This window comes from Rhodococcus sp. 4CII, from assembly GCF_014256275.1.
Lineage (GTDB): Bacteria > Actinomycetota > Actinomycetes > Mycobacteriales > Mycobacteriaceae > Rhodococcus_F > Rhodococcus_F wratislaviensis_A.
This window is the reverse complement of sequence record NZ_JACCFE010000002.1, coordinates 5,638,097-5,653,839: the sequence shown is the minus strand read 5'-3', so window position 1 is coordinate 5,653,839 and position 15,743 is coordinate 5,638,097. Positions and strand designations below refer to the sequence as shown.

At 66.0% G+C, this 15,743-nt stretch carries 17 protein-coding genes and 4 tRNA genes; 3 read left to right on the top strand and 18 right to left on the bottom strand.

Annotation, left to right across the window (positions count from 1 at the left end; translation table 11 throughout):
• Window positions 1–95 precede the first annotated feature (95 nt).
• Together rplL and rplJ are read right to left on the bottom strand one after the other, a co-directional pair.
• The gene (rplL, locus tag H0B43_RS26965; RefSeq protein ID WP_185725143.1) at window positions 96–485 is read right to left on the bottom strand and encodes a 50S ribosomal protein L7/L12; all 390 of its coding nucleotides are present in this window, start codon (window positions 483–485) and stop codon (window positions 96–98) included.
• Window positions 486–563: 78 nt separating this feature from the next.
• Window positions 564–1,124, bottom strand: a complete 561-nt coding sequence (rplJ, locus tag H0B43_RS26960; RefSeq protein WP_005252102.1) for a 50S ribosomal protein L10 — start codon at window positions 1,122–1,124, stop codon at window positions 564–566.
• Between the two features lie 462 nt (window positions 1,125–1,586).
• Here rplJ and H0B43_RS26955 point away from each other — a divergent pair, with 462 nt between their 5' ends.
• Window positions 1,587–3,206: an MFS transporter gene (locus tag H0B43_RS26955; RefSeq protein WP_185725144.1), complete on the top strand. Its 1,620-nt coding sequence runs from the start codon at window positions 1,587–1,589 to the stop codon at window positions 3,204–3,206.
• Window positions 3,207–3,271: 65 nt separating this feature from the next.
• Here H0B43_RS26955 and rplA read toward each other — a convergent pair whose 3' ends face one another.
• The 11 genes from rplA to H0B43_RS26900 all read right to left on the bottom strand — a co-directional run bounded on the left by rplA (window position 3,272) and on the right by H0B43_RS26900 (window position 8,143).
• Window positions 3,272–3,988: a 50S ribosomal protein L1 gene (rplA, locus tag H0B43_RS26950; protein WP_005252097.1), complete on the bottom strand. Its 717-nt coding sequence runs from the start codon at window positions 3,986–3,988 to the stop codon at window positions 3,272–3,274.
• A gap of 182 nt (window positions 3,989–4,170) precedes the next feature.
• On the bottom strand, window positions 4,171–4,605 hold the full coding sequence (gene rplK, locus H0B43_RS26945) for a 50S ribosomal protein L11 (protein ID WP_005252095.1): 435 nt from the start codon (window positions 4,603–4,605) through the stop codon (window positions 4,171–4,173).
• Window positions 4,606–4,664: 59 nt separating this feature from the next.
• Window positions 4,665–5,552: a transcription termination/antitermination protein NusG gene (gene nusG / locus H0B43_RS26940; RefSeq protein WP_185725145.1), complete on the bottom strand. Its 888-nt coding sequence runs from the start codon at window positions 5,550–5,552 to the stop codon at window positions 4,665–4,667.
• A 58-nt stretch (window positions 5,553–5,610) separates the two neighbouring features.
• On the bottom strand, window positions 5,611–6,060 hold the full coding sequence (gene secE, locus H0B43_RS26935) for a preprotein translocase subunit SecE (RefSeq protein WP_185725146.1): 450 nt from the start codon (window positions 6,058–6,060) through the stop codon (window positions 5,611–5,613).
• 31 nt (window positions 6,061–6,091) lie between these two features.
• A tRNA-Trp gene (locus tag H0B43_RS26930) sits at window positions 6,092–6,164 on the bottom strand.
• 184 nt (window positions 6,165–6,348) lie between these two features.
• Window positions 6,349–6,774: a (3R)-hydroxyacyl-ACP dehydratase subunit HadB gene (hadB, locus tag H0B43_RS26925; RefSeq protein ID WP_005252091.1), complete on the bottom strand. Its 426-nt coding sequence runs from the start codon at window positions 6,772–6,774 to the stop codon at window positions 6,349–6,351.
• Complete coding sequence (hadA, locus tag H0B43_RS26920; RefSeq protein WP_185725147.1) at window positions 6,761–7,324, bottom strand: (3R)-hydroxyacyl-ACP dehydratase subunit HadA; 564 nt, start codon at window positions 7,322–7,324, stop codon at window positions 6,761–6,763. The genes hadB and hadA overlap by 14 nt, the downstream gene beginning before the upstream one ends.
• A gap of 90 nt (window positions 7,325–7,414) precedes the next feature.
• Window positions 7,415–7,582 carry a 50S ribosomal protein L33 gene (rpmG, locus tag H0B43_RS26915; RefSeq protein WP_003941903.1) on the bottom strand — a complete coding sequence of 56 codons (168 nt, stop codon included), beginning with the start codon at window positions 7,580–7,582 and terminating at the stop codon, window positions 7,415–7,417.
• 61 nt (window positions 7,583–7,643) lie between these two features.
• A tRNA-Met gene (locus tag H0B43_RS26910) sits at window positions 7,644–7,716 on the bottom strand.
• A gap of 45 nt (window positions 7,717–7,761) precedes the next feature.
• A tRNA-Thr gene (locus tag H0B43_RS26905) sits at window positions 7,762–7,834 on the bottom strand.
• A gap of 226 nt (window positions 7,835–8,060) precedes the next feature.
• Window positions 8,061–8,143: transfer RNA gene (locus H0B43_RS26900), tRNA-Tyr, on the bottom strand.
• 199 nt (window positions 8,144–8,342) lie between these two features.
• Here H0B43_RS26900 and H0B43_RS26895 point away from each other — a divergent pair.
• Complete coding sequence (locus tag H0B43_RS26895) at window positions 8,343–8,834, top strand: YajQ family cyclic di-GMP-binding protein (RefSeq protein WP_007298080.1); 492 nt, start codon at window positions 8,343–8,345, stop codon at window positions 8,832–8,834.
• Window positions 8,835–8,902: 68 nt separating this feature from the next.
• On the opposite strand, the gene htpX is transcribed toward H0B43_RS26895, so the two are convergent.
• Together htpX and H0B43_RS26885 are read right to left on the bottom strand one after the other, a co-directional pair.
• On the bottom strand, window positions 8,903–9,763 hold the full coding sequence (gene htpX, locus H0B43_RS26890) for a zinc metalloprotease HtpX (RefSeq protein ID WP_185725148.1): 861 nt from the start codon (window positions 9,761–9,763) through the stop codon (window positions 8,903–8,905).
• A 147-nt stretch (window positions 9,764–9,910) separates the two neighbouring features.
• Window positions 9,911–10,966 carry a polyprenyl synthetase family protein gene (locus H0B43_RS26885; protein WP_213015256.1) on the bottom strand — a complete coding sequence of 352 codons (1,056 nt, stop codon included), beginning with the start codon at window positions 10,964–10,966 and terminating at the stop codon, window positions 9,911–9,913.
• Between the two features lie 130 nt (window positions 10,967–11,096).
• On the opposite strand from H0B43_RS26885, the gene H0B43_RS26880 reads away from it, so the two are divergent.
• A complete protein-coding gene (locus H0B43_RS26880; protein WP_185725149.1) occupies window positions 11,097–12,359 on the top strand; it encodes a geranylgeranyl reductase family protein in 1,263 nt (420 codons plus the stop codon).
• Between the two features lie 3 nt (window positions 12,360–12,362).
• On the opposite strand, the gene H0B43_RS26875 is transcribed toward H0B43_RS26880, so the two are convergent.
• From H0B43_RS26875 to H0B43_RS26865, 3 genes are all read right to left on the bottom strand, one after another.
• Window positions 12,363–13,061, bottom strand: coding sequence for a demethylmenaquinone methyltransferase (locus H0B43_RS26875; RefSeq protein ID WP_185725150.1), 699 nt, complete (start codon window positions 13,059–13,061; stop codon window positions 12,363–12,365).
• A 62-nt stretch (window positions 13,062–13,123) separates the two neighbouring features.
• Complete coding sequence (locus tag H0B43_RS26870; protein ID WP_185725151.1) at window positions 13,124–14,500, bottom strand: NAD-dependent succinate-semialdehyde dehydrogenase; 1,377 nt, start codon at window positions 14,498–14,500, stop codon at window positions 13,124–13,126.
• 94 nt (window positions 14,501–14,594) lie between these two features.
• The gene (locus H0B43_RS26865; protein ID WP_185729787.1) at window positions 14,595–15,740 is read right to left on the bottom strand and encodes a glycosyltransferase family 1 protein; all 1,146 of its coding nucleotides are present in this window, start codon (window positions 15,738–15,740) and stop codon (window positions 14,595–14,597) included.
• Window positions 15,741–15,743 lie beyond the last annotated feature (3 nt).

Here is a 15,743-nt window from a genome sequence, read left to right as displayed (position 1 = left end):
CCGAAGGCGTCCGCAGACATGAAAAGAGGGCCACTTCCCACGTATGGGAAGTGGCCCTCTTCGTCTACTCGGTGAGCAGCGCGGGTGAAACCGTCTTACTTGACGGAGATCTTCGCGCCGGCAGCCTCGAGCTTCTCCTTGGCGGCGTCGGCCGCGTCCTTGGCAACCTTCTCCAGGATGGCCTTCGGAGCACCCTCGACGAGGTCCTTGGCTTCCTTCAGGCCGAGGCCGGAAACGACCTCACGGACGACCTTGATGACCTGGATCTTCTTGTCACCGGCCGACTCGAGGATGACGTCGAACTCGTCCTGCTCTTCGGCAGCGTCGGCGCCGGCAGCAGCCGGGGCGCCGGCAGCAGCAACGGCGACCGGAGCGGCAGCGGTGACCTCGAAGGTCTCCTCGAACGCCTTCACGAACTCCGAGAGCTCGAGGAGGGTGAGCTCCTTGAACTGGTCCAACAACTCTTCGGTGCTGAGCTTCGCCATTGTGGCGGTCCTTCCTGTAAGTCCCATGTCGCTGATCCGCGACCGGGCGGGGTTATAGCAGTGATGCGCGGGTGCGGATCAGCTTTCGGCTGCAGCCTCGGCGGGAGCTTCGGCGGCTCCGCCCTCTGCGGCCTTCTTTTCCTGCAGCGCGGCGGCCAGACGGGCCACCTGCGAAGCAGGAGCGTTGAACAGGCCTGCGGCCTTTGCCAAGTTGCCCTTCATCGCGCCGGCGAGCTTGGCCAACAGGATCTCGCGGGACTCGAGGTCCGCAATCTTGTTGACCTCGTCCACGGACAGCGCAGCGCCGTCCATGTAGCCGCCCTTGATGATGAGCGCCTTGTTGTCCTTCGCGAAGTTCTTCAGAGCCTTCGCAGCATCGACGGGCTCGCCCTTGATGAATGCAATGGCGGTCGGACCGACGAAAAGGTCATCAAGGCCCTCGACGCCCGCTTCGGCAGCGGCACGCTTGACCAGGGTGTTCTTGGCGACGGAGTAGGTGGCACCTTCTCCGAGAGCGCGTCGCAGTGTCGTGATGTTGCCCACCGTCAGACCACGGTATTCCGTGATCACAGCAGCGGTCGAACCCTTGAACTGCTCGGTGATCTCCGCAACTGCGGAAACCTTCTCAGGCTTTGCCATACTTCGCCTCCTCTCATGACAGTCGTTATCCCACTTCGGAACCGCTGCGCACCGCCGGGTATCCCGGAGCACGCAATCCAAGACATGCAAAACGCCCCGGTGCAGGGCACACGGGGCGTGAAAGGAAGCCATTCGGTCAGCGCACACACGCGACCGATACGCATCCCCCTACCTCGTCCTCCTGCGTGGGCCGCCGGACATTCCCGGACTTTCAATCGCACCCTTACGGGAGACGATCACCAACGGTCTTGGGTAGAACATGATTTGGGGTGAAGCTCAAATACTGCATTGAACTCCGCAGGACAGATTACGGCATGCCCTGCACAACCACCAAATCCCAGCTCGAACCCGATCTGCCATGAGTGTTGCGGATCACCATTCATGGGCGATGTGGTTCATCAGACCCAGGCTGCCATGCATTATCTGTTACGTAACGTCACATATATAGTCTAGATTCGTGACATGACACTCCTCGAAGCCCGAGCCGTCGTGGCCGGCTCCCGGACGCGCCGCTTCCTCGCGCTCGCCGTGATCTGCCTGGCCGAACTGCTCGTCGTGCTCGACAACACCATCGTCAACGTCGCGCTCCCCTCCATCGGCGTCGAACTCCGCACCAGCGTCAGCGGGCTCCAGTGGGTCGTCGACGCCTACACCTTGACCTTCGCCGGTCTGTTGCTGGCGTTCGGCAACCTCGGCGACCGCTACGGCCGGCGACGCGTCATGATCATCGGGCTGATCGGCGTCGCCGTCATGTCGATCGCAGGCGCCAACGCCGAGAGTCTCGGCCAGGTGATCGCAGCCCGCGCGGCGATGGGCGTCTTCGCGGCCGCCGTCTTTCCCGCGACCCTCGCCCTCGTCATCAACATCTTCACCGACGTGCGGGAACGGGCACTGGCCATCGCCGCGTGGACCGCGATGGCAGGGTTCGCGATCGCCATCGGCCCGATGGCCGGTGGGTGGCTGCTCGAGCACTTCAGCTGGCACTCGGTCTTCTGGATCAACGTGCCGATCGCCGTCATCGCGGCAGCGGCAACGCTGCTGCTGGTGCCGGAGTCGCGCGCCTCCGTCGCCGGACGCATGGACCTCGTCGGGATCGCCGCCTCGATCACCGGAATCACCGTGCTCGTGTGGGCGATCATCGAGGCGCCGCACCACGGGTGGGCGTCGCCCGTGACGGTCGGCGCCGTCGCCGTCTCGATCGCGGTCCTGGCCGGATTCGTCTTCTGGGAGTTGCGCACCGAGCACCCGATCCTCGACCTCCGGTTGTTCCGCAACCGCAGGTTTTCGCTCCCCGCGCTCGCGATCGCGATCGGCTACTTCTCGATGTTCGGCTTCCTGTTCCTCATCACGCAGTACTTCCAGGGAGTCCGCGAATACACACCGTTCGAGTTCGGCGTCGCATCACTGCCGTTCGCCGTGTCCGTGGCGGTCGGCGCACCCGTTGCCACACTGCTCGCCCAGCGGATCGGGACGACCCCCGTCATCGTGTTCGGACTTCTCCTCACCGGAGTAGGCCTGTACCTCGGCGGTCAGGTGGCCGTCGACAGCAGCTACTTGACGGACGTCCTCCCGTCGATGGTGTCGATGGCTCTCGGATTGGCGATCGTGCAGGGTCCCGCGACCGAGTCGATCATGGCGTCACTTCCCCTCGACGAGGCCGGAGCCGGTTCGGCGGTGAACGACACGACCAGGGAGATCGGGGGCACACTCGGTGTCGCCGTACTCGGATCGATCGTCGCGTCGTACTACGCGACGACGATGGGTCCGCTGCTCGACCGGATCCCGGCGAGCTTGATGAACGAGGACGACAAGGGCTTCGCGCGGGCCACGGTCCTGAGTGTGCTGGAGATCCGTAAACGGCAGATCCCGCCGTTCCTCGAACAACAGCGTGAGAATCTCATCCTCACCATGAAGACGACAGTCCTGCAGGGCTCGCACACCGCGTCGCTCGTCGCTGCCGGCGCCGTCGTCGTCTGCGCCGTCGTCGTCGCGATCTTCATGCCGTGGGCGCCGGTGCGCACGGATTCCGTGATGCTGGCCTGGCGGAAACACCCCGCACCGGAGCCGATCGACGAAGACTGACCCCGGAAATGCAGTTCGGCCGGTACGGAAGATTTCCGTGCCGGCCGAACTGTGTGAAGCGAGACTTACGCGTCGGCATCCTCGAGAAGGTTGCGGGTGCGGTTCGGGTCCACCGGGATGCCCGGGCCGGTGGTGGTCGAAACGGTGACCTTCTTGACGTAGCGGCCCTTCGCGGAGGACGGCTTCGCACGCAGGATCTCGTCCAGCGCGGCGCCGTAGTTCTCCACCAGCTTGGCGTCGTCGAACGACGCCTTGCCGATCACGAAGTGCAGGTTGGCCTGCTTGTCGACGCGGAAGTTGATCTTTCCGCCCTTGATGTCCGCGACAGCCTTCGTGACGTCAGCCGTCACGGTGCCGGTCTTCGGGTTCGGCATCAGGCCACGCGGTCCGAGGACGCGGGCGATGCGGCCGACCTTGGCCATCTGATCGGGGGTCGCGATGGCGGCGTCGAAATCGAGCCATCCGCCCTGGATCCGCTCGATGAGGTCCTCGGCGCCGACGGCGTCGGCTCCAGCGGCCTCGGCCTCGGCGGCCTTCTCACCGACGGCGAACACGATGACGCGGGCGGTCTTACCGGTGCCGTGCGGCAGGTTGACCGTGCCGCGGACCATCTGGTCCGCCTTGCGGGGGTCGACGCCCAGACGGACGGCAACCTCGACGGTCGCGTCCATCTTGCTCGACGACGTCTCCTTCGCCAGCTTCGCAGCCTGCAGCGGGCTGTACAGCTTGTCGAAGTCGATCTTCTCAGCGGCGGCGAGATACGCCTTGCTGCGCTTTGCCATTTCTTCTGTCCTAACTTCTCACCGCAGTGTGTGTCTCGTCAGCGGTGGTGAATGGTTCAGTAGTGGTCGGGGCCTGGCCGGCCCTCCCACGCTTTCGTCGACGGCGGTGCGGTCAGTGGATCGTCGACGGCGGTGCCGTCAATTGATCGTCGACGGCGGTGCCGTCAGTTGATCTGGGTGACTCAGCCGTCGACCGTGATACCCATCGAGCGTGCGGTGCCGGCGATGATCTTCGCCGCCTGCTCGATGTCGTTCGCGTTGAGGTCTTCCTGCTTGGTCTTCGCGATTTCGCGCACCTGGTCCATGGTCACGGAAGCAACCTTGGTCTTGTGCGGCTCGCCGGAGCCCTTCTGCACGCCTGCAGCCTTGAGCAGCAGCTTGGCGGCCGGAGGGGTCTTCAGCTTGAAATCGAAGGTCCGGTCTTCGTAGACCGAGATCTCGACCGGCACCACGTTGCCGCGCTGGGACTCAGTCGCCGCGTTGTAGGCCTTGCAGAACTCCATGATGTTCACGCCGTGCTGACCAAGCGCGGGACCCACGGGCGGTGCAGGGTTAGCCTGACCGGCCTGGATCTGAAGCTTGATGAGCCCTGCGAGCTTCTTCTTCTTGGGGGGCATCTCGATTTCCTAATTCTTGCTGGGTGTGTTTCTTGCTACTGCAGTGCAAGTGTGTGGCGCTAGATCTTCGCGACCTGCGTGAAGGACAACTCGACCGGGGTCTCACGACCGAAGATCGAGACCAGGACCTTGAGCTTCTGCTGCTCGGCGTTGACCTCGCTGATGCTGGCGGGCAGCGTGGCGAACGGGCCGTCCATGACGGTGACCGACTCGCCGACCTCGAAGTCGACCTCGATGAGCGGCTTCGCGAAGCTTTCGCCGCCGGTCTCCCCTGCCGAGACAGCCGCCGCGGCGGTCTGCTTCTTCTGTTCCTGCTGCGGGAGCAGGAACTTGATCACCTCGTTGAGGGTCAGCGGGGACGGACGCGACGTGGCACCGACGAATCCGGTGACGCCGGGCGTGTTGCGCACGGCTCCCCAGGACTCGTCGTTGAGATCCATGCGGACCAGGATGTAGCCGGGCAGAACCTTGCGGTTGACCTGCTTGCGCTGGCCGTTCTTGATCTCGGTGACCTCTTCGGTGGGAACTTCCACCTGGAAGATGTAGTCGCCGACGTCGAGGTTCTGCACGCGGGTCTCGAGGTTGGCCTTGACCTTGTTCTCGTAGCCTGCGTAAGAGTGGATGACGTACCAGTCACCGGGGGCGCGACGCAGCGCCGCCTTGAGTTCCGCAACGGGATCTTCGGGCTCTTCGGCGGCCACGGCCTCTTCGGCGGTCACAACCTCGTCGGCGGCCTCGGCCTCGTCGTCAGTCGCGGCCTCGTCGTCGGTCGCGGCCTCGTCGTCGACGAACTCGTCGGCCGGGGCGTCCTCGGTCACGTCGTCACCGACGAATTCCGCGGTTTCGGTGCCCTCGTCGGCAGCCTCGACATCCACTTCGGCTGCCGCCTCGGCAGAAACACGCTCTTCGGCCAAGGCCTCATTCGTGTCGTTCTCGGGGGTGCTCACTGGGGCACTCGCTTCCTCTCGTCACTCACATACTTCGGATCCACCGGGGCGGATTCCGTCAACCGAACAACCAGGTGACGCCTTTGATGACCGCCAGATCCAATACGCCGATGAACGCCACCATGAACACCACGAATACCAGGACGACGCTGGTGTAGGTGATCATCTGCTTGCGATTGGGCCAGATGACCTTGCGGAGCTCGGCGATGACCTCGCGGAAGAACCTGCGCAGGCGCTTGAAGATGTTTTCCGTGCGCGGCTTGTCGGCGCGATCTTTCTTTGCCGGCTTGACCGCAGTGGCCGTCTCCGACTTCGAACGTTCCGGTGACTTCACGGAACTCGCAGCGATCTCGGTACCCGCCGGCGAACGACGGCCCTGGCGCTTGCCGCTGGGCTTGCCCGAGGGAGTGGCGGAACGCGTGGTGGCGTCGGCCGCGGTGCCATCGGCACCGTCCGGGCGCGTCGACCCTGAAGTGTCGCCGTCGCGCTTGGCGCGCTCCTCGCTCACGTCGTTCCTCTCAGTCGCTGGCATCCGGGGGCAGGGGCGACAGGACTTGAACCTGCAACCTGCGGTTTTGGAGACCGCTGCTCTGCCAGTTGAGCTACGCCCCTTTGGTCGGGAGACCTGATCCGAAACTAGCCTCGGACCAACTCTTGACCGACCTCTCTGTGATTACATGACACGCGCGCCACCCTTGCCGGCCGTAGAGCACCGTAGGGCAGCGCGCAGCGCTGAGTAATCCCAGAAATCTCAGTGTACTTCAAAGCCCCGGAACAAACCCAATCCACCCGGCTGTCAGGCCAGACGGACCGTTGCGGTAGCGCGACCGAAGATCTTCTTTCCCTCGGAGCGCGCCACGATCGCGACTACTGCTGTCTTGCTTTCTTCGTCGAGCGACTTCACCTTACCGGTGTACTCGACCTGCGCGGCCTCGTCCTCACGGACATAGACCGAGCTCGTGAAACGAACGTTGTATTCCTTGACCGCACCCGGATCGCCGAGCCACGACGTGACGAAGCCGCCGCCGAGACCCATGGTCAGCATTCCGTGCGCGATCACGTTGTCCAGACCGGCGAGCTTGACGACCTCGTCGCTCCAGTGGATCGGGTTGGGGTCGCCGGAGACGCCCGCGTAGTTGACCAGGTCGCCACGCGTGAGCTTCACGATGCGCTCGGGGAGTTCCTCCCCCACCGAGACGTCCTCGAACTTACGAAGCGCCATGCATGATCACATCCTTGACTGCGTGAGCGATGTTCTCGTCGACCTCGCCACCGGTCCGCGCGACCAGCGTCGTCCACGTGGTCTGGACCAGTTCGTCGTGCTGATCGGTGACGATGTTCTTGGTGACGATGATGTCGCTGCCACCCATCTGACGGAACGACTCCAGGTACACGTCGCAGACCAGACGGTCGCCGACCTTGATCGGCTTGTGGAACTCGAGCCGCTGGTCGGTCTGCAGGATCTGGCTCGGGTCGTAGCCGGTGACGATCTCCTTGAAGAGACGTCCCTGGGCGATGATGCCGACGAGCGAGATGAACGTCAGAGGTGCGAGGAGGCCGTCGTAGCCGAGGCCCTTGGCGGCGTCCTCGTCGTGGTGAGCGGGGTGCCAGTCCTGCACGGCACGCGCGTATTCACGCACCTTCTCACGTCCGACCTCGTAGAAGTCGTCGACGCGGTAGTGGTGCCCGACCATCGCGAGTGCGTGCGCGGCAGGATCGGCAGGTACAGCCGCGGGCACGTATGCCTCTGTCTCTGTCACAGTGTCAGTCACGCGAAAGAACCTCTTCTACCCTTGACGTCAGCGCGTGAGGGCAGCCTAGAGGACTCCCTTCGCGTACGCAGTCCTTGGTTCCGGACCGTGTTACTTGGACTCGCGATGCGACTGGTGAGTTCCGCAGTTCGGGCAGAACTTCTTGAGCTCCAGGCGATCGGGGTCGTTGCGCCGATTCTTCTTGGTGATGTAGTTGCGGTGCTTGCATACCTCGCAGGCCAAAGTGATCTTGGGCCGAACGTCAGTCGAGGAGGCCACGGGATGCCTTCTTTCGGGTGAATCTGATTACGAACAATCAGGGTGGATCATGCATATTGTGTAGCGGTGACCGGACTTGAACCGGCGACGCAACGATTATGAGTCGTTTGCTCTACCAACTGAGCTACACCGCCTCGGTGTCGAGTGTCGCGCACCAGGCGCTCCACTTCAATCCAGCGAGCCCCCTAACGGAATCGAACCGTTGACCTTTTCCTTACCATGGAAACGCTCTGCCGACTGAGCTAAGGGGGCGTGCTTCGCTCGCACATCGCTGTGCGCTGAAGCCTTGACGAGATTACACAGAGTTCGCGTCCAGAAACAAATTGCCTGGTCAGCCGCTTTCGCCCGCGGCTGTGCCTGGCAGTTCGGATCGCAGGCCCTGCCGGGTAGCGGAGCCCGCCCACATCCGGCCCACGATCACGTCCGACCCACGAACGACAGAACCCCGGTGAGCTCTCGCTCACCGGGGTTCTGTGTGTGGCAGATGTAGGATTCGAACCTACGTAGGCATAAGCCGACGGATTTACAGTCCGCTCCCATTGGCCGCTCGGGCAATCTGCCGGGGTTGCACGAGGAGCGCGAAATCTGTAGGAAATCGCTCTCCGCTGCGGAAAGAAGAATACAACGAACGGCCCCCCGTTTTGCAAACCGGGTGGATACGGGCGGTTGCGAACCGATAGCGTCGAATCTGCTCGTCGGCTTTCGGCGAGCCTCCGGCCGGGTCGCGGCGGGGAGAACTAGACGAAACCGGGAGTGTGAAGTGGCTGATTCGTCCTTCGATGTGGTGAGCAAGGTGGAGCGTCAAGAGGTGGACAACGCCCTGCATCAGGCCGGCAAGGAGCTGTCGACCCGGTTCGACTTCCGGAACACGGGAGCATCGATCGAGTGGTCCGGCGAGGAAACCATCACCCTGACGGCCGACACCGAGGAGCGACTGCTCGCCGCCCTGGACGTCTTCAAGGAGAAGTTGATCCGGCGAGACATCTCCCTGAAGGCGTTCGACGCGGGCGAGCCGGCGCAGTCCGGGAAGATCTACAAGCTGTCCGGCAGCCTCGTCCAGGGCATCACGACCGAGAATGCGAAGAAGATCACCAAGAAGATCCGGGACGAGGGCCCCAAGGGCGTCAAAGCGCAGATCCAGGGTGACGAGCTGCGCGTGAGCAGCAAGAAGCGCGACGACCTGCAAGCCGTCATTTCCCTGTTGAAGGGCGAGGACTTCGGGATCGCGCTGCAGTTCGTGAACTACCGGTAGGCGCTCCGCGCCCGTGCGCCTTTCTGGTCGTTCCTGCAACCAGAAAGGCGCACGGGCGGCGAAGCCGCCTACATCCCCGCCATCCGCTCGAGCCGCTCGATCCGCTCGGCCATCGGGGGGTGGGTGGAGAACATCCGGCTGACCTTCTCGCCGGTGCGGAACGGGTTGGCGATCATCAGGTGCGACTGCGCGGCGAGCTGCGGCTCCGGCGGCAGCGGCGCGGCCTGGGTGCCGTGTTCCAGCTTCCGCAGCGCGGACGCCAGCGCGAGGGGGTCGCCGGTGAGTTCGGCCCCCGACTGGTCGGCCTGGAATTCCCGCGACCGGGACACCGCAAGTTTGACGACGGTCGCCGCTATGGGTCCGAGCAGCGACACCAGGAGCAGTGCGATCGGGTTGGCGCCCTGCCCCCCGCCGCGTCCCCCGAATATGTTGGCGAACATGGCGAAGTTCGCGAGCCCCGATACGACGGCGGCCATCGCGCCGGCGACCGACGAGATCAGGATGTCGCGGTTGTAGACGTGCGACAGCTCGTGCCCGAGCACTGCGCGCAGTTCCCGCTCGTTGAGGATCTGCAGGATCCCGCTCGTGCAGCAGACTGCGGCGTGGCGGGGACTGCGCCCGGTGGCGAAGGCGTTGGGCGCGCTGGTCGGACTGATGTAGAGCCGCGGCATCGGCTGATGCGCGGTGGTCGCCAGCTCACGGACGATGCGGTAGATGACCGGCGCCTGCACCTCGGTGATCGGCTGGGCGTGCATCGCCTTGAGCGCCAGCTTGTCGCTGTTGAAGTACACGTACGCGTTCATTCCGACCGCGAACACGATGGCCAGCAGCAGGATGGTCGGGCTACGGAACAACGCGCCGATGAACACGATCAGCGCCGACATGCCGACCAACAGAACCAGAGTCTTCGCCCCGTTTGCGTAGCGCACGTCACGCCTTCCTTGTCGTTGTCACCCGATCACGATCGTCCGAATTTTCGGGATCTTGATCATTCAACGAAACACGGTGGCAGGACGGTTCCCGTTCCGACGACGAGATATCGGGGTGATGACGAGCTCAGGTACTGACGATACGGCTCAGCCGACGCGCTCGATCGTGTAATCGACGAGCTTCACGAGGGCGTCGTTGGCGGGACCCTGCGGTAACTCGGCGAGCTGCGCACGTGCCTGGACCGCGAACTCCGCGAGCTTCGCCTTCGCGGCCGCCATGCCGGGAGACCGTTCGAGGATCGCGAGCGCCTCCGCGACGTCGTCGTCGTCGGTGACGGGACCGTCCAGGAGCACGCGCAGACGGTCCGCGTCGGGCCCCTCGTCGCGCAGCGCGTACAGGACGGGCAGCGTGTGGACGCCCTCGCGCAGGTCGGTTCCGGGGGTTTTGCCGGACTGCGCGGACACCGAGGAGATGTCGATGATGTCGTCGGAGATCTGGAAGGCGGTGCCCACGGCGTCGCCGAGTCGTTCGAGCCGCTTCACGTGATCCGCATCCGCACCGGAGAAGGTGCCGCCGAAGCGCCCGGACGCCGCGATCAGTGAACCCGTCTTCTCCCAGACGACCTTGAGGTAGTGCTCGACCGGATCCTGTTCGCCGCGAAGCCCGATCGTCTCGCGCATCTGACCGGTGACGAGTTCGGCGAACGTCTCGGCGATGATGCGCACCGCCTCGGGTCCGAGCGTCGAGACGAGCCGCGACGCGTGGGCGAACAGGTAGTCGCCTGCGAGGATGGCGACGCTGTTGCCCCACCGCGCGTTGGCGCTGGGTGCACCGCGGCGCATCGACGCCTCGTCCATCACGTCGTCGTGGTACAGCGTGGCGAGGTGGACCAGCTCGACGACCGTGGCCGCCGTGACCACCGACGGGTCGGAGGCGTTCGGTCCGAGCTGGGCCGTGAGCACCGTGAACAGCGGGCGGAAACGCTTGCCGCCTGCCTTCGCGAGATGCAATGCGGCCTCCGTCAGGAAATCCTCCCCGTCGGAAAGCTCGCTGACCAGCAGTTCCTCGACTTGCTTCAGTCCTTCACGGACTGTGGCAGCTAGCTGCGGGTCGCCGAGATCGATCCCGGCGACCGTAGTGCCCACTACAGCGTCGGCAGCGGTGTGTGCTGCGCCCTCGGTGCTCACGTTCTCAGTACCCATTCCTGTCGTCAGTGACAGCGCGGTTCCCGCGCCGTCGGTGGCGGCTCGGCTACCACGGTAGTGAACCTAGCGGTTCCGCTGCCCGTCGGCCTCGCCGCGGTCACATAGCGAAGCCTGACAGGATGTAGGTGTGGTCGCAGCAGAACAGTCCCCCGCGGGATCCCCGCTTCCCACCAGTACCGACGTCCTGGTCGTCGGTGCTGGTCCGGCCGGTTCCTCGGCCGCCGCGTGGGCGGCGCGCGCGGGCCGCGACGTCGTCCTCGCCGACGCGGCCGTGTTCCCCCGCGACAAGACGTGTGGCGACGGCCTCACGCCCCGCGCCGTCGCCGAGCTCGATCATCTCGGTCTCGGCGACTGGGTGCGGTCGAAGGGAACCAACCGCGGGCTGAGACTCAGCGGGTTCGGGCAGGAGCTCGAGCTGGAGTGGCCCGGCCGGTCCTTCCCCGCGGTCGGCAGCGCGGTGGCCCGCACCGAACTGGACGACAAGATCCGTGCCACCGCCGTCGACGCCGGCGCCGTCATGGTGCAGGGCGCCAAGGCGATCGGCGTCGAGCGGGACGGCGACCGGGTGACGGCGGTGACCGTGACGACGCCCGGGGGAACGCACACCATCGCCTGCCGGACGCTGATCGTCGCCGACGGCGTCCGGTCCACGCTGGGCAAGCAACTGGGCAGGCAGTGGCACCGGGACACGGCGTACGGCGTGGCTGCCCGCGCCTATATCGCGACCCATCGCAGCGCCGACCCGTGGATCACCTCGCACCTCGAACTGCGTGACGGCGACGGGACGCTGCAGTCGGGATACGGCTGGGTGTTCCCACTCGGGACGGGCGAGGTCAACATCGGCGTCGGCACCCTGGCCACCGCCAAACGCCCCGCTCCGGGCGCCCTGCGACCGCTGCTGGACCTGTACACGGCGCAGCGGCGCGACGAATGGAACTGGGACGGGGAATTGCGGGCGGTCGCGTCCGCCCTGCTGCCGATGGGCGGTGCGGTGTCGAACATCGCGGGCCGGAACTGGGCGATCGTCGGCGATGCGGCGGCGTGCGTGAATCCGCTGAACGGCGAGGGCATCGACTACGGGCTCGAAGGTGGGCGCCTGGTCGCGGAGATCCTCGACGCCGACGATCTGTCGCAGCTGTGGCCGTCGATCCTCCGCGAGCGGTACGGCCGCGCGTTTTCGGTGGCGCGGCGACTCGCCGGTATGTTGACCGTTCCCCGGGTGCTGCCGGCGTCCGGCCCGGTGGCGATGCGCTCCCGTGCGCTGATGACCGTCGCGGTGCGGGTCATGGGCAACCTCGTCACCGAGGAGGACAGCGACCTCACGGCCCGCGCGTGGCGGGCGTCCGGCCGGGTGTCGCAGAAGGCCGACTCTCGACCGTTGTTCGGCTGAGGTTCAGCGGGTGGCGCGGTGCAGGGCGACCACACCACCGGTGAGGTTGCGCCACTGCACGTTCCGCCATCCGGCGGCCTCGATGCGCTGTGCGAGTTCCTCCTGGGTCGGCCACGCGCGGATCGATTCCGCCAGGTACACGTAGGCGTCGGGGTTGCTGCTGACGGCGCGCGCGACCCGCGGTAGCGCCTTCATCAGGTACTCCATGTAGACGGTGCGGAACGGCCCGAACACCGGGGTCGAGAACTCGCTCACGACGAGGCGTCCACCGGGTTTGGTGACCCGGGCGATCTCGCGGAGTCCGGCGTCGAAGTCGGAGACGTTGCGCAGCCCGAAGGAGATCGTGGCGGCGTCGAACACGGCGTCGGCGTAGGGCAGATGCATGGCGTCGCCGGCGACCATCGGAACACGCCGGCCGATGCCGGCCTGCAGCATGCCCTTGGAGAAATCTGTGGCCACACACCAGGCGCCCGACCGTCCGAGTTCCACGGTCGACACCCCGGTGCCCGCGGCGAGGTCGAGCACCCGCTCCCCTGGTTTCAACGCCAGCGCCGAGCGCGTCGCCTTGCGCCAACTGCGGTCCTGACCGAACGAGAGAATCGTGTTGGTGAGGTCGTAGCGCTTCGCGACGCCGTCGAACATCGACGCGACCTCGTGCGGATCCTTTGCGAGCGACGCCCGCGAACCGTGTGTAGTTGCCACGCCCGAAACGCTACCAACCGCGCCCGGCACCGATGTCGGCGCCGGGCGCGGAGGCGCGGCGGTCACTTCTTGGAGACGCGCACCAATTTCTTGTTGACGAACTCGTCCATTCCCCACGGGCCGAGTTCGCGGCCGACTCCGGAACGCTTCACGCCGCCGAACGGCAGGCCGGGCAGCGTCGTGCCGTGCTCGTTGACGAAGGCCATCCCGACGTCGAGCCGGTCGGCGACCTCGCGCGCCCCGTCGAGGTCGGTGCTCCACACCGAACCGCTGAGACCGTAGGAGGAGGAGTTGGCGAGTTCCACGGCTTCGTCGGCGGTGGCGACTTTGTAGACGACGCCGACCGGGCCGAACAACTCCTCGCTGTAGGCCCGCATCTCGGGAGTCACGTCGACGAGCAGCGTCGGTTCGACGTATGAGCCGGGGCCGTCGACTTTCTTCCCGCCGGCGAGAAGCGTCGCACCCTTGGCGACGGCGTCCTCGATCTGCTCGATCAGGGAATCCGCGGCGCTCTGCGAGGACAGCGGCCCGAGGACGGTCTTCGCGTCGAGCGGATCGCCGGTCGGCGTGGCCTTGAACGACTCGGCGAGCTTCGAGACGAACTCGTCGTAGTTCGGCTCGGTCACGATGAAACGCTTGGGCGAGTTGCAGGCCTGGCCCGCGTTGGACAGGCGGGCGCGGGTGGCCGTCTTGACGGTGGCGTCCATGTCGTCGGTGTCGAGGACGACGAACACGTCGGAGCCGCCGAGTTCGAGTACCACCTTCTTGAGGTTGCGCCCCGCCGTCTCGGCGACGCTGGTCCCGGCCCGCTCACTGCCGGTGAGGGAGACGCCCTGGACGCGCGGGTCGGCGATCATGTCGGCGATCTGCTCGTTGGTGGCGAACACGTTGAGGTACGCGTCCTCGGGAAGACCTGCCTGCCGGAAGATCTCCTCCATGAGCAGTGCCGACTGCGGACAGTTCGGTGCGTGCTTGAGCAACACGGTGTTGCCGAGCATGAGGTTCGGTGCCGCGAATCGGGCGACCTGGTAGTACGGGTAGTTCCACGGCATCACGCCGACGAGCGCACCGATCGGCCTGCGGTAGACGACGGATTCGTCCGCGCCCGGCACATCGAGCCGTTCCGCCTCGAGCAGACCGGGACCGTTGTCCGCGTAGTAACGGTAGATCGCCGAGGAAAGCTTGACTTCGCCCTTGGCCTCGCGGACGGGTTTGCCCATCTCGAGCGCGATCATCCGCGCCAGTTCGTCCTCGCGCTCGGCGTAGAGGTCGGCTGTCCGGCCCAGAATGTGGGCTCGCTCCTCGGCAGGGACGGTGCGCCATTCGAGATATCCGCTGTGGGCGCGTGCGAGCGCCGACTCCACTCCTGCCTCGTCCAAGGTTGTGAATTCCCGGACGGTTTCACCGGTCGCGGGATTGACAGTTTTGTACTTGGCCATGCTCCGGGCAACGACGGGATGCGGCCGCGGAATTCCCCGGCCGACCACATCGCGGGCCGCCCTCCCATCTCGTGAGAAGGTCGCGACTTCGCGTTCAGGCCGCCCGGAACTCGCGAAAACCCTGACCGCCGACGACCGCCGCGTAGTGGCCCAGCAGCTCGTCGCAGATCGCCGGCCACGTGCGGTGCAGCACCGACTGCCGGGCGGCCTCCCCGAAGCGCGCCCGCATCCGGCGGTCGCGCAGTGCGTCCACGGCGCTCGGCAGCAGTTCGCCGAACCGGTCCACCGGAAGCAGATAGCCGTTGCGGCAGTGCGCGACCAGATCGCGCGGGCCACCCGCATCCGGTCCGATCACCGGCACCCCGCTCGCGAGCGCCTCCTGGACCGCCTGGCAGAACGTCTCGTGCTCGCCCGGGTGGACGAACACGTCCAGGCTCGCGTAGGCCTCGGCGAGCTCCGTACCGCCGAGCTGGCCGGTGAAGACCGCGTCCGGCATCAGCTTCTGCAGCCGAGCCCGGTCCGGGCCGTCGCCGACGATCACCAGCCGGACGCCGGTGTCGTCCGCGAGTGCGGCAAGCCGCTCGACGTGCTTCTCCGGCGCGAGCCGGCCCACGAATCCGACGACCAGCCGGTCGGAGTCACCCAACCAGGAATCCCGCAGGACGGTGCTGCGGCGGGACGGCGCGAATCGGGTGGTCTCCACGCCGCGCGCCCAGCGGTGGACCCGCGGAATCCGCTGTTCGGCGAGCGCCTCGACCGCCGACGTGGACGGTGCGAGCGTGCGGGTGCAGCCCTTGTGGATCCGCCGGGTCCAGGCCCACGCCGCCCGGCTCGTGATGCCGAGGCCGTAGCTCTCCGCGAAACCCGCCACGTCGGTCTGGTACACCGCGACGGTAGGCACATCGAGCCGGTGCGCCGCCCCGAGTCCGCCCGCCCCGAGCAGGAACGGCGACGCCAGATGCACCACGTCGGGACCGAAGGCGCGCAACGCAGCGGTGAGTCCCGGCTGCGGCAGCCCCACGGGCAGCGAGCTGACCTTCGGAACCATCACGGCAGGCACCCGGTGGACGGGCACGCCTTCGTGTTCGGTCGGCGCCGACGTCTGCGACCCGACCGTGTCCGGGGCGACGACCATCGCCTGGTGTCCGGTGCGCTGCAGGTGGTCGAGAACCCGCAGCACCGAGTTGGTCACACCGTTCATGTTGGGCAGGAACGACTCCGCAACGATGGCTACTCTCACGTC